This is a genomic window from Paraburkholderia sp. SECH2 (assembly GCF_030464795.1).
In the GTDB taxonomy this organism is placed as follows: domain Bacteria; phylum Pseudomonadota; class Gammaproteobacteria; order Burkholderiales; family Burkholderiaceae; genus Paraburkholderia; species Paraburkholderia aspalathi.
The window spans coordinates 61,994-75,050 of the sequence record NZ_JALPRH010000018.1 but is presented as its reverse complement, the minus strand read 5'-3'; the positions used below and the strand labels follow the sequence as shown (position 1 = coordinate 75,050).

At 57.9% G+C, this 13,057-nt stretch carries 9 protein-coding genes and 1 pseudogene; 3 read left to right on the top strand and 7 right to left on the bottom strand.

From position 1 onward, the window contains the following. Positions 1 to 75 precede the first annotated feature (75 nt). Genes M0D66_RS25670 through M0D66_RS25650 form a run of 5 tightly spaced genes read right to left on the bottom strand, consistent with a single transcriptional unit; the run spans position 76 to position 6,771 of the window. Complete coding sequence (locus tag M0D66_RS25670) at positions 76 to 990, bottom strand: NAD-dependent epimerase/dehydratase family protein (RefSeq protein ID WP_266211951.1); 915 nt, start codon at positions 988 to 990, stop codon at positions 76 to 78. A gap of 31 nt (positions 991 to 1,021) precedes the next feature. After that, the gene (locus M0D66_RS25665) at positions 1,022 to 2,161 is read right to left on the bottom strand and encodes a glycosyltransferase family 4 protein (RefSeq protein WP_266211898.1); all 1,140 of its coding nucleotides are present in this window, start codon (positions 2,159 to 2,161) and stop codon (positions 1,022 to 1,024) included. Beyond that, a complete protein-coding gene (locus M0D66_RS25660) occupies positions 2,148 to 3,140 on the bottom strand; it encodes a glycosyltransferase family A protein (protein WP_266211897.1) in 993 nt (330 codons plus the stop codon). The genes M0D66_RS25665 and M0D66_RS25660 overlap by 14 nt, the downstream gene beginning before the upstream one ends. Beyond that, entirely contained in the window at positions 3,137 to 5,779 is a 2,643-nt protein-coding gene (locus M0D66_RS25655) for a glycosyltransferase family 4 protein (RefSeq protein ID WP_266211896.1), read from the bottom strand. The genes M0D66_RS25660 and M0D66_RS25655 overlap by 4 nt, the downstream gene beginning before the upstream one ends. Before the next feature lie 2 nt (positions 5,780 to 5,781). Continuing rightward, complete coding sequence (locus tag M0D66_RS25650; protein WP_266211895.1) at positions 5,782 to 6,771, bottom strand: glycosyltransferase family 4 protein; 990 nt, start codon at positions 6,769 to 6,771, stop codon at positions 5,782 to 5,784. A gap of 461 nt (positions 6,772 to 7,232) precedes the next feature. Between M0D66_RS25650 and M0D66_RS25645 the strand changes: the two genes are divergently transcribed. The 3 genes from M0D66_RS25645 to M0D66_RS25635 are packed head-to-tail and all read left to right on the top strand — an operon-like array spanning position 7,233 to position 11,123. Beyond that, positions 7,233 to 8,192 (top strand): NAD-dependent epimerase/dehydratase family protein, encoded by a 960-nt coding sequence (locus M0D66_RS25645; RefSeq protein ID WP_266211894.1) that lies wholly within the window; start codon positions 7,233 to 7,235, stop codon positions 8,190 to 8,192. Positions 8,193 to 8,202: 10 nt separating this feature from the next. Further along, complete coding sequence (locus M0D66_RS25640) at positions 8,203 to 9,225, top strand: glycosyltransferase family 4 protein (RefSeq protein WP_266211893.1); 1,023 nt, start codon at positions 8,203 to 8,205, stop codon at positions 9,223 to 9,225. Positions 9,226 to 9,236: 11 nt separating this feature from the next. Then, positions 9,237 to 11,123: a nucleoside-diphosphate sugar epimerase/dehydratase gene (locus M0D66_RS25635; RefSeq protein WP_266211892.1), complete on the top strand. Its 1,887-nt coding sequence runs from the start codon at positions 9,237 to 9,239 to the stop codon at positions 11,121 to 11,123. Between the two features lie 71 nt (positions 11,124 to 11,194). On the opposite strand, the gene M0D66_RS25630 is transcribed toward M0D66_RS25635, so the two are convergent. Then, positions 11,195 to 12,196, bottom strand: coding sequence for a glycosyltransferase family 9 protein (locus M0D66_RS25630; RefSeq protein WP_266211891.1), 1,002 nt, complete (start codon positions 12,194 to 12,196; stop codon positions 11,195 to 11,197). Positions 12,197 to 12,271: 75 nt separating this feature from the next. Next, positions 12,272 to 12,748: pseudogene (locus M0D66_RS25625) on the bottom strand (glycosyl transferase); the annotation flags it as partial. Positions 12,749 to 13,057: the final 309 nt, after the last annotated feature.

The window sequence follows — 13,057 nt, the reverse complement described above, 5'->3', positions numbered from 1 at the left end:
CGCGCCGTATAAAAACAGGGGCCAGGTGACGCCGAATAGCGGATCGGCCAACTTGGCTATGTACGGATAATTCGCTCAGCCGGGTCCATTGAGCCAATTCCAATACATGCGACAGCCCTCGTGAAGTTCGACGGTGGGCGCCCAATCGAAGGTCTTTGAAAACTTGGATACGTCGAGCACAACCCGCTTTACGTCGAATGGGCGGTCGGGCAGGAACTCGATCTCGGGACGGATTGAGGAGACCTCGCTTACGATATCGATAATTTCCTTGATCGAGATGCCGATCCCGCTGCCTACGTTATAAACCCCAGGCTTGTCCTGCTCGATCGCTTTCAGGATTGCGTTGGACAGATCCGAGATATAGATGTAGTCGCGAATATTCTCGCCGGTTCCCCATATACGAATCGGTTGTTTTTCGATCAGGCGGCTGAAGAATGTTGGAATGACACCTTGCAAGCCGATATGGCGTGAGTTCGGTCCGTAGGGGTTCGACACGCGTAGAATGGTCGCGCGAACGCCATATTGGCTGCCGTACACACCCAGATACTTTTCGACTGCGAGTTTGACTGTGCCGTACGATGAAATCGGATTGGTTGAGCTTTCCTCGTGTAAGCTTTCCTCATCCGTGTTTCCGTACACCGTTCCGCCCGACGATAGGTACACGATCCGACGCACGCCGCTCAACCGCATCTGTTCGAGGAATTTGACGGAGCCAATCAGGTTTCCGGAAATGTCGCTGATAGGATCCGCGCTCGCACTGCCGGGGACAGTCGTGCTCACCAGATGCGCGACGACATCCACATCAATTAGTGCTTCTGCAACGATGCTCGGGTCGGAGAAATCGCCAAACAGATACTCCACACCGCTTTGCTCTTCACCTCTTAGACTACCCGCTCGGTCGAGCACCCGCGGGCGCACGCCCGCGAGCTTCAACGCGCGCACGAGGTGCGTCCCAATGAAACCGTTACCGCCCAATACCAAGCATCTCATGTGTAACTCCAATCAACGCGTTGAGCGCGTATCACTTGGCCGGCGCGCGATTGGCCATCTTCGCAAGGACCGCGTCGAACCGGCGGGCCTCGTTGATCCATGACGTGCTCTGAGCAAATTCCAGGCCTCTCACCGCGTGCTGCTCGCGCACGTCGTCATCGCCGAGCAGTTTGATGATCGCGTCAGCCAAACCCTGGATAGTCGGTTCAGACAGACAGGCGTTCTCCTGGTCGAGCAACCATTCGACCCACGCGCCATCATTGCTGACAACCGGGACGCCGCAGGCCATCAATTCCAGCGGCAATAGCGACAGATTGCTGAACGACAGCACAAGCGCGGCGTCGCATGTCGCATAAAGCGCGGGCAGATCGCTTAGCGCCATGATCCCGTGATCGATCACCTCGAACGGGAACTCGTACTGGCTCAGATCCCAGCCCGCCATGACTACTTCGACGTTCGGCATACGCTTCGTGACGGCGTCCAGCACTAGCACACCGAGGTCGAACGCGCGGCGCGGTGTAGGCGGGCGGGCGTAGAAGAACACGCGCTGTTTTTTCGGCGACAGGGTGTTCGATGCCGGAGCTTTCTCTGGGCGATGGTACAGTTCCTTGTCGTAGGAGAAGCCAACGGCATGGGCGTCCATGCCGTAATCTTTGCGCATCAAACCTTCCAGCCACTGACCGGCCGTGATTGCCGAAAAGCCGAGCTTGTAGGTGTTTTCAGCCAAGAAATACTCAGCTCCGCGCGAATAGAACCACGGCTCATAGTCCTGAATGAAATAGCACTTGTGGCATTTGTCCTTGAGCGCGTCGACGTAGTACGCCGTTTGCCAGCCCGTAGCCATTGCATATTCGGCCGGTGGCAGATCCGCGGTGCCACGGAAACACTCCGCCTTGAGCGGCATGAACCATTCGGTGATTTTTTCCTTGATTTCCTCTTTGGTCAGCCGTTTGTCTTCCGGCACCAGCGATTCCGCAACGACGACAAACCGGTTCTCGTAACCCAGATCTTCCAGGTTCCGCGCAAACCGGAAGATGTTCAAATGGCCGCCGGAGCCTTTGCCCAGCGGCGGGATGAACCAGTTAATCGTCTTAGGCCTAGCTTCTCCGTGCGAAGACTGGGTCGAAAACGGAGCCGGTGTCACAAATTCGAAGTGTTTAATTACGTCCATTGCTGCTCCCCTTAAACAGTCTTGTATCGCGCGACAGGAAATGCCGCCATGCGGAATTGATGGAATCGCCGTGATTTCCGAGGTATTGCCCGAGAAGTCGTGCGAAGTTGTCGAACGGCTGGATCACGCAATTCACCGGGGCCCGCTTCCACACCCGGTCCTTGAAGCAATAATCCATGTCGCGAGACGTCAGGTATTTCCAGTCGCGCCAAAGCTTTCCTTTGCTGGAGCAGAGGTCGTATCCAAAGTAGCGCTTGAACGCGTAGCTTTCGTCGAAGCTGCGGCGCAGCCGTTCCATGACTTTGTAGTGGTGCGAATGGTAGACCACACCTTCATGGGAATAGCCTTTCTTCCAACCGTCCTCAATGATGGTTTTGGCCCACTGTTGATCTTCCGCAAAATCGACGTCGGGATATTTGTGGACGAGCCAAACGCTTCTTCTGAGTAGCGAGTTGTTGTCCGAGAAGAAGTGCAGGAATTGACGATATCCGATGTCATTTTCGTACCTGGCCTTGTCGTCCATCCAGGTGATCGGATTGGTTTGGAAGCCGGAGAAGTGCAGGTCCAGTTCGCGCGCAACGAATACGTTCTCTCCCGCGTAGGCGATATGCCGGCCGAACACTCCTGCGATCAGCGGATCCTGATCCGCCACGCGCACCATCTCCGCGAGCCACGTGTCTTTAACTGGCTGGGCGTCGTGCGTCAAGAACAGAATGTAGTCACCGTCGGTCAGTTCAGCGCCGAGATTGCGGGTCTTGCCATGCCCGAAGTCAGCCGGCGGAATCTCAACGAGTCTGAAATTGGGAGCTTTGATTCCCTTCAAATACTCGACTGTTCCGTCCGTGGAGCCGGAGTCGATGACAAGCACTTCGTACGCAAAATCGGCCTTTTGCGACAGCGCGACTGGCAACACCTTCTTAATGATGTCGCCCGGATTTTTGGTCGGAATGATGACCGACGCTTTGTTTTTGGATATCACTGTTGATCTCCAGCACCTGTAATAGTTTGGAACCGTTCGCTCAAAAACCGCGCGCACGCTTCGAGAGAGTAGTTCTCCCGGATACTCACGCGACCTGCCACAGCTTTGGCTTCCCGCTCTTCGCGGTTCTGTCTAACCTTGAGCATTTCCTCTGCTGCTAATTGAATCTCAGGCTGGAACCACTGGTTCCCCTTCCAGAACGGATAGTCGTCTGCCTTGATGTCGACCAGCTCGCCGTCGACTAGATAGGCTGTGTCGTCCGACACAAAGTCGAGCGGGCCTGAATAGCGTGAAGTAATGACCGGTTTGCCCAGGTAAAGCGCTTCAGCCATTACGCGACCGAAGCCTTCGGCCCGATGCAGCGAGACGATGCAGTCGCACGCATTCAGCAGGCCATTGGCTTCACCGCGTGACAGAACCTCGTCGATGATGACGATCCGTGCGTCAGTGTCCGCGCGATACAGGCACTCCTTCCAAATACTTTCGTTCTGCGTATTCATCGCCTTGACCATTAGACAGACACTTCGGTCTGTCTTCGGGAACGCCCGCTGGAATGCTTCGATCAGCGCAAGCGGATTTTTTCGTGCAATGAAGGAAGCGCCGTCGAACGCAAAGCCGAACAGGAAGGCGTCTTCCGGAATACCGAATCTTGTGCGCGAAATCGGCGTGACCAAATCGGAAGATACCGGCAGCGGAATTACGTGGACGGGCTTGGTCGTTTTCTTTCTGAACGAGCTGGCGGCGTGATGGGAGATCGTCCAGATCTCGTCGACGAGACTAAATGCGGCGAAGGCTTCGGTCGGGAATTCCTGCAGTTCCCATTGCCACAAACCAATCCGATAGCCGGTGGTAAACGGATAAGGTCCGAAGTCATGCAACAGCGCGAGCGTATCGAAAGCCGGCATGCAGAAGATCGTGACGTCGGAGCCCTGGTACTTCGATACAGGCGGGAATTTTTCAAACTCAGGCGACGCCGAAATGATCTTTCGCGCCGACATGTACGTTTCGCTCTTGAGCCCAGCGATCTCTAGCGCCTTGCCGACAAGGCGAGCGTCTTCCCCGATGCCAAACGCACCGTGTGGATAACCGATCATCGCAACGGAAGATCCCTCAGCCGCGCTACCGCTGGATTCACGCTCTCCCGGCAGATATCTGGCGGCGGGACCCATTGGGTTGAGGCAAGCAAGGGCGCGAATGAAACGGCTGGATTCTGGATAGCCGAACGCCTTCCACCATGCTTCCAGTTCGATATCTTCGACGGGCTCGCCCCACTTCGACAGATCGAAACAATACTGCTTGAAACCGGTGGTATTGAAGTCGCTGAACCCGTTCGACAATGACGCCAGCATTTCGATCGCATCGGGTGTGAAGATCAGAAGAAGATCGTCTGGGCCATTTTCCAAGTCGAGGGCAGCATGCTTGAGGAGCCCTGCTGCGCCGGGGAGAACGTTGATGTCGTAGATGCGCCGCCATGCCTCGACCTGGGAATAAAGATGGCGAGTGAACCCGGTAAATTGCTCACCGTAGCCGAATGATCCAAACCCTGCGGGTTCGGCCAACGCCTTCATCCAGGTCTCGAGCAGGACGGCGTTCGCGGCATCATCGCTTGCGCTTTTGCCCGACGCCGGTGCGTCGTCGGCGGTCGGGACGGCGGTCAGATGATTGTTGGCATGTGCGCGTGTAGCCGCTGCCCGGACGGATTCAAGCAGCCTCGCTACCGCCCGGCCCGCTGCCATGTTGTGCCGTTTCAGGTAGCCTTGGGCGCCGCCCGGCTGGCCTCTTAGCGCGCCGATGAATTTCGTGCACTGCTCCTTTCCGGACGCCGTCCACCATTCGCCCATTGTTTGGGTCGGAGCGGCCAATCCCCAGGTGCAAAAACGGAAGCAGTACTGTTTGAACCCGTCTGTTTCGAAGTCTGTGAAATCGTTCGTCAGCTCTGCGAGGTTGTCGATTGCTGCGGGGAGAAAAAAAATGTTGATTTCATCCGGGCTGCTAACGACTTCGCTGAGGATGTATTGGATCAGCTGTATCGCGCCCGGAATGTTCTGCAGATCATGCTTCTGCCGCCATGCACCGACGTACTGATAGAGATAGCGAGTCGCCCGCGTGAACTGCTCACCGTAGCCGAAATCTCCGAACAGATCGACTTCTGACAGCGCGCCGATCAGATCCAGAGAAAGCCCGAAATTCGGAATCTTGTATTCCCTGAATCCAAATGTGTACCACCATTCAAGCAACGACTCTTTCTGCCGTTCGCCGTCGATTGGGTAGAGTATTTTCAGGTCGTCGCGCTTGCTGTAGATCAGATCCATCAGGGCGGACGTCGACTGCTTCAGGTTGTCGCCCTGGACGACGTGAGAGTCGGCGTGCAGCACATCGACCAGATAGTGATTGATGTGCGCCCTAAACCCGGGATGCTCATTTTGGCCATAGTGCAGCCACCAGAAAATGAAATCGTTCACCGACTTCATATCATTCAGCGGATACATTTTCTGATATCCGTAGCCGAGCGAGGCCCACAAGCCCAGGAGGGCATTGGGCAGTCGAGCCCCGGTGTCGTTGATCGCCTTATCTGAGGGCGTCAACAACTGTTCGACGATTTCTTGCTGGATACGCACATTGGCGTGCGGGTTCACCATCTTCATTTCCCGGACAAAAGTGTTGTATACGCGTTGGCGAGATTGCTCGTAATGTTTCGCCAGGACAGGCTTCGGGCGTCGTTCAATAGGGACGACGGCGCGCGGTCTTTTTCAGCTCGCGCGCTTCTGATCGCTTCCACAATGGTGGACACGCTGGCGGGATCTAGGAATTGGACGTTGGAAGCATGCCCGAAATACTCGCGCGTCGATCCGACCTCGGTGATCGCAATATGCGCGCCGACGGCATAGGCCTCGAGGGCCGCGAGGCCAGGCGTTTCCAGTGTGCTCGGCAGGCAAAAGACCTCGCATGCGGCATATGCGGAGCGCAATAGCGGATCGGTGTGGGTGATCGGGCCAAGAAATCGCACCTGGTCGCCCCCCTCTTCACGACAGGCCTGCGCGTAAGCCGGATCCCGCTCATGGCCGATGAGCACAAGCTGCAGTTCGGGCATCTGTTTCATTGCCTGAATCAGGGCGAGTTGATTTTTCCGCGGTTCGATATTGCCGACGTTGAGAACAAATGAGCCGGTAATATTGAAGATGTCCCGGAATCGGTGGGGGGGTACCGGATCAAAGAACAGGTCGTCGACGCCGTTCAACACGGAGACGAACTTCTCGCGTGGCAAGTCCAATGTGCGCGCAAGTGTTTCGCACTCGATTTTCGAGTTAGCGATAACCCGGTCCGCGAGGAGAAATTGATGACGAATTTCATCACAGGGATACAAATGCTTCGTCTCTTCGGTGACCCATAGGCTCGATGACACCACGAGCGGCAGGCCGAGTTGCTTGACGAAGTGGCAGAGGTGCACCGAACCACCGACACACGAGAAGAAGTGCACCAAGTCGTGTTCGAGGAAGCGTGGCTTCCATTGATCGAACAGCGTCACTCCCACCCCGTGCTGCGGCAAGTGCTTTTCGTAGGCAAGCAGTTGTATTTCCCCACCGCCCGGGGTGTGGAAGGCCATTGGGTAGGTGGCGAAAAGAACTTTCATTGTGGCAACCTAAATACTTCGCTCATGCGTAAACGGTTCGTAACATCGCAGCCGCCAAGGGCGCCTTTGCGAGAAAGCCTGCGAGCGGCTATTTGCGTAGGGTTACGCCGCGTTGCCTGCAGCTGCGTGCTCTGGCGACGCTTGGAAGAACGTGCGATCGGCCGGCATCGAGTCGTTTATATGTGCAGGGAATCATGTGCGCTAGGGTCTAAATTTGGTGTATGCGTGCCAAGCAGGTGCTGGCCGGCGCCGATAGCGCAGATGCTACGGGATGGTACTTGCTTCGGGAACGGGTGGAAAGGACGGTTTCCGTTTGTTTCCAAATTGCGCGGCGCACCAAAATTCGCAATTTTAGCGCAAAACCCGTCACAATCCGCGGGTTAAGCCGTGTTCCGCATACAATACGCGTCCCTCGGGCACGGACGATCCAACCCTGACATGCGAAAACACACCCGATATCTATGTCGCTAACTGTACTTGTCACCGGTGCGAATGGTTTCGTTGGATGCGCCGTATCGCGGGCTTTGCTGGAGCGGGGCGATTCGGTGCTGGGGCTCGTCCGCCGCGCCCAGAGTACGGCGCCGGGTGTCCGGGAGTGGGTGCTCCAGACGAGCGACTTCACTGACATTCAGGCTCGCTGGCCGATTGGCTTCCGCTGCGACGTCGCGATCCATCTTGCGGCGCGCGTGCACGTCATGCGTGACGACAGCTCTGATCCACTTTCGACCTATCGCGGGACGAACGTCGGCGGGACGCTGCGTTGCGCGGAAGCGGCCCGCGCGGCTGGCGCGCGTCGGTTTGTGTTTGTCAGCAGCATTAAGGCGATCGCCGAAGTGGGTGCGGGCCGTCCGTTGAGGGAGTCCGACGAGCCTGCCCCTGTCGACCCCTACGGCATCTCCAAGCTCGAAGCCGAGCGGGCGCTGATCGACTACGGCCGTGAATCGGGCCTCGAAATCGTGATCGTGCGTCCGCCGCTGGTCTACGGCCCCGGCGTGCGCGCCAACTTCCTGCAGCTGATGAGTGCCATTGCTAACGGCGTTCCGCTGCCCCTCGGCTCAATTGCAGCCCGTCGCAGCCTCCTGTTCGTCGATAACCTGGCCGACGCGCTCGTGCACTGCACAACCGACCCGCGCGCCGCTGGCGAGACCTTCCACGTCACCGACGGCCGCGATCTCAGCGTCTCAGATCTGGCCCGGGCACTTGCCACGCAACTGCATGCACCAGCGCGCCTGATACCCGTTCCCGTCGGCTTGCTAAGCCTTGCCGGCCGCCTGACCGGCCGCTCGGCCCAGGTCGACCGCTTGATCGGCGAGCTGCGTCTCGACAGTTCTCACATCCGCGAGCGCCTCGGCTGGTACCCGCCTTATACCGTCGAACATGGCCTGCTGGAGACGGCGGCCTGGTATCGCTCAACGCACTAAACCATCCTCAATGCCGATCGCTTTGTTCCTTACCGCTCCTTTCGTGCACCTGCTCCTTTGGGGCGTATTAGCGCTGTGCGCATGCGCGGGGATCCTATGGTTTCTACTGCACACGAGCCTCGCCTGGCGCCTCGCCACCGACATCCCCAACGACCGTTCTCTGCATACGCGCCCAACGCCACGCGTAGGCGGCTGGGGCATCGTGCCGGTGGTCGTGATCCTGATCTGGCTCGCGGCGCCCGTCATATGGTTGCCCGCACTGCTGGCGGCGCTGCTGGCCGCGTTGTCGCAAATCGACGACCGCCGCGGGTTGCCCGCCCGAGTTCGGTTCGGCGGCCACGCAGCGGCCGTGGTTGCGCTGATCGTCGTCTACCCGGCCGCAGCGCCTTGGTGGGCCCTGGCAGCCCTGGCGTTCTTACTCATCTGGCTGGTCAATTTGTACAATTTCATGGACGGTTCGGACGGTCTTGCCGGTGGTATGGCCCTGTTCGGCTTTGGCGGCTACGCAATCGCGGCGTCCATTTCAACCCATCCGGACGCCGCGCTGGCGCTGGCTTGTCTGGTGGTGGCGGGGGCGGCAGCGGGGTTTCTGCTGTTCAATTTTCATCCCGCCCGAATTTTTCTCGGCGATGCGGGTTCGATCCCCTTGGGTTTCCTGGCTGGTGCCCTCGGGTACTGGGGTTGGCGCGAAGGCGTGTGGCCAATCTGGTTCCCGGCGGTAAGTTTTTCTCCCTTTATCGGTGATGCGTCGGTTACTCTGCTTAAACGGCTGCTCCGTGGTGAAAAGTTTTGGCAGGCGCACCGGGAACACTACTATCAAAGACTGGTGCAGGGCGGTTTCGGGCACGCATCAACGGCCCGAATTTGGTATTTGTTCATGGTCGCGGGCATAATGCTTGCTTTATGGGCACTAGGTATTGCTGTGGTTTATCAATGGCTTGTCGTCGTCGCATGGGCTGCTGTGCTCGTGCTCGCCGGGCTTTTCATTGATCGCTACTGGCGGCGCCATGTGTCCCGTTCCGGGCAATCTTGAGGTTCTGCGCAATGAAAAGATTCAAAGCCCGATGGCTTTCGTTCAGTGCGTTTGCGTTCGACTTGTGTGCGGTGGCGCTGGCCTGGCTGCTGGCCTACGTAATCCGTTTCAACGGACCCGTGCCCGCCCCGTTCTGGTCGAGCGGACTCCATGCATTGGTGTGGGTGCTGCTGATCTACGCCGTGATGTTCCGCAGCTACGGGCTGTATCGGGGTATGTGGGTCTTCGCCAGCCTGCCCGACCTCGTGAGAATCGCCAAGGCGATTGGGGTCGGTGCGGTAGTGGTCGTCATTGGCTCGGCGCTGTTGCAGCCGGCTCCGGTCGTGCCACGCTCTGTCCTGATCGTTTCGCCCATGTTGCTTTTCCTGTCAATGGGCGGCTCGCGCGCGTTGTATCGCGCTGCCAAGGAGTTCTATCGCTACGGTGGCCTAGTGGGGCAGGGCAAGCCTGTGCTGGTGCTCGGCGCGGGTAATGCCGGCGCGAATCTGGTGCGAGAGCTGAAACGTTCCGGAGAATGGCGCCTCGCTGGTCTGCTGGACGACGACCCGGTCAAACAGGGTCGCGAAATTTACGGCTACCGTGTGCTCGGCGCTATCAGCGATCTGCACAAGATCACGGCTGAAATGAAGGTCGAGCACGTCATCATTGCGGTGCCTTCGGCTTCGGTGGAAGCGCATCGCCGTATTGCCACGTTGTGCGTGCGCGCAGGCGTACGCGCCATGACGCTGCCGGCGCTCACGCCGCTTACCCAAGGCCAGGCTTTCTTGTCGCGCGTACGGCAGATCGATCTCGAAGACCTGCTTGGCCGCGATCCGGTCATGATCGACACGCAGCACGTCGAAGCGCTCCTTAAAAACCGTGTCGTGATGGTGACTGGCGCGGGCGGCTCGATCGGCTCCGAACTGTGCCGCCAAATTCTGCGCTACGGGCCGGTCCAACTGGTGGCGTTCGACGTCTCCGAGTTCTCGATCTACCGCCTCAACGAAGAGCTGCGCGATAAATATCCCGAAGTATCGGTAGTGCCGATCATCGGCGACGCGAAAGATTCCTTGCTTCTCGATCAGGTGATGGGCCGTTACTGCCCGCATATCGTTTTCCACGCCGCGGCCTACAAGCACGTGCCGCTGATGGAAGAGGTGAACACCTGGCAGGCCGTGCGCAACAACGTGCTCGGCACGTATCGCGTGGGGCGCGCAGCGATTCGCCACGATGTTGCCCATTTCGTTTTGATTTCCACCGACAAGGCCGTTAATCCGACCAATGTCATGGGCGCGAGCAAGCGTCTTGCGGAAATGGCTTGTTCAGCGTTGCAGCAGGGCGCAAAACGTACGCAGTTTGAAACCGTTCGATTCGGCAATGTGCTCGGCAGCGCCGGCAGTGTGATCCCGAAGTTTCAGGAACAGATTGCGCGCGGCGGCCCGGTGACGGTTACGCACCCGGAAATCACGCGCTTTTTCATGACGATTCCGGAAGCGTCGCAACTTGTGCTGCAGGCGTCCAGCATGGGGCACGGCGGTGAAATCTTCATTCTCGACATGGGTAAGCCGGTGCGGATCGCCGACCTCGCGCATGATCTGATCCGTCTTTATGGCTTTACGGAAGAGCAGATTCGTGTGGTGTTCACCGGCCTGCGCCCCGGCGAAAAGCTGTACGAAGAATTGCTGGCGGACGACGAAACTACTACCCGTACGCCGCATCCGAAGTTGCGCATCGCGCGGGCGCGTGAAGTGCCGGACAGCTTCATTGACAACCTTCTGCCCTGGCTAATGCAGCATCGCGTGCCGAGCGACGATGAAGTGCGCCGCGATCTGCGTCGCTGGGTGCCGGAATATCAACCGGCCGCCGCACCGGCTTTGCGCAGTGTCGGTAGCGTCACGCAAGTCACGCGGGCATCCTAGATCGTACGTGCCTTTTGGGGGTGCCGTGTTCCGCGGATGCCCCCAGAGCGCGCCGTCCGTTTCAGCCTCGTTTACCGCAGCAACTCGCGACAATATTCAGTCACCTCGCTGGCGATTCTCTCGATCGGAACGCTGTCGATATCCTGCTCAGCGGAAACGGTCCGTATCGTCGATTGGGCATGGAGTCGCCACTCTGGCTTGATTTGACAGAAGATCGCAACACCGGGCTTTCCGAGTGCTGCGGCGATATGCATAAGCCCCCCATCCGCGCCGATAAAAAAGGAACTCTGCTTGATCAACTCGGCTGCCGCAGCGATATTCGGCAGGTCTACGTGCGACTCGACATGGCCGCAAGCAATGTCGTCACGGACTGCTCGTACAGTATCGAGCGCCATTTCACCCGTGCCGAGCAGAATGAACCTCGGGCTCGGGACCTGCTGAGGCCAGCTCGACAAAATCTGCTTGATAAGCATCGCCCAGTTTTCGTACGTGCGTCGCCTGTCGCCGCCGCCCACTGCGACCGCAATCGTAAACACTTCTGCGCTTCCGGCATCCCGGTCGGAGATCGTCAACGTGGGTGCGATCGGGCCGGATTCGTGCGTCGGTTTGAACACGCGCGTAATCCGTTCGTACGAAAGCTGAATCCTCGAAAAATTCTCGCCCCTGTGGTGCCCCATAATCGAAAACCACGGCGTGAACGGATGGTATTGAATCTTCTTTAAGATGGTTTTCGTTGTGAGGCTTTGGACGATCACCATGTCATACCGCGCATCGCAATCGTCCAGCGAACGGGACACGCGTCGGAACCGGGTATCCCTCACAAAAAGCTCCACCGGACCGTGTGGCATGCATAGATCGATGGATATGCGCGGGTCGATCAGAAGCCTCTGTGACAGATCCATAATGGAGTCACCGATAGTGGCCCAGTCGTAATACCAGAGTAATTTTTTGACTTTTTGTGGCGCGGCATCAGCTATCAAAAGCTGCTGGCCGGAGAGAAGCATCAAGGCGATTCGCTTGACGGACGAAATAGATATCATGTCGGTCGGGATAACGCCAAAAGTCCGGTTCATTGCGGACCCCTGGCGATTCATGGATGCAACTGATGATATTCGTGCAGACTGCGTTCAGGCAGATATGTCCTTCGACTATCGCTTCCCTTTCCTTACCACCATCCACCTCGGTGACTTGAACCGCACGATGCTCATATAGAGCCACACATAAGTCGCCGCAAACACCACCACAAAGCAGAACAGATGCAGCGTATGCCGCCAGAACAACGTCGCCGGTACGACTGCGATCAGGCATAGCAACCACAGATACGGCGACGTCAGCGAGTTCCGCCGCGTCAGCTCACGAGCGGTACGCGCACCCACTGCCCAACGCATCAAGCGCTTATAAACCAGCGTGTGCAGATGCACGCCGTCGGGAATTCCAGGCGACATCCCGCGAATGAACTTCTTCCGGTAGATCGAGAAGCAGGTCTCGAAGATCGGGTACATGACAAGCAGCACCGGATACCACGCCGACACATCGCGATTGCGGATCACCAGCATTTCCGACAGCTCGGCAAGCATGATGCCGATGGAATACGCCCAGCCGTCGCCAAGGAGAATCAACACAGAGGCGTTCCCTTGACTTCTTGTTGAGCGTGGCATGCTCAACTCATCGAGATACTGCCCTGTGATATGACCATATGCCTGCCTGCGTCAGTCAACCGACAGTCTTGGTCGGGCACCGTCGAACTTCGCAACCCGACGGGCGGACGCGAGACTGGAGCGCTAGCAGGCGTTGAGACGCTTCGTCGGTCCGTGTGGGGTGATCATGGCTGTCCGGAGAGAAGCTTCTCTCGAGCGCCGAATTGCAGCTATTGAAGATATCACGACTTAAATCACCTCACCGATCCGTATGAAACTATAAGTTATCCTAAATAA

Excerpts from the sequence above, each read along its gene's own strand:
- M0D66_RS25670 (WP_266211951.1), bottom strand. The coding sequence starts at position 990 with ATGAGATGCTTGGTATTGGGCGGTAACGGTTTCATTGGGACGCACCTC.
- M0D66_RS25665 (WP_266211898.1), bottom strand. The coding sequence starts at position 2,161 with ATGGACGTAATTAAACACTTCGAATTTGTGACACCGGCTCCGTTTTCG.
- M0D66_RS25655 (WP_266211896.1), bottom strand. The coding sequence starts at position 5,779 with ATGGTGAACCCGCACGCCAATGTGCGTATCCAGCAAGAAATCGTCGAA.
- M0D66_RS25650 (WP_266211895.1), bottom strand. The coding sequence starts at position 6,771 with ATGAAAGTTCTTTTCGCCACCTACCCAATGGCCTTCCACACCCCGGGC.
- M0D66_RS25645 (WP_266211894.1), top strand. The coding sequence starts at position 7,233 with ATGTCGCTAACTGTACTTGTCACCGGTGCGAATGGTTTCGTTGGATGC.
- M0D66_RS25640 (WP_266211893.1), top strand. The coding sequence starts at position 8,203 with ATGCCGATCGCTTTGTTCCTTACCGCTCCTTTCGTGCACCTGCTCCTT.
- M0D66_RS25635 (WP_266211892.1), top strand. The coding sequence starts at position 9,237 with ATGAAAAGATTCAAAGCCCGATGGCTTTCGTTCAGTGCGTTTGCGTTC.
- M0D66_RS25630 (WP_266211891.1), bottom strand. The coding sequence starts at position 12,196 with ATGAACCGGACTTTTGGCGTTATCCCGACCGACATGATATCTATTTCG.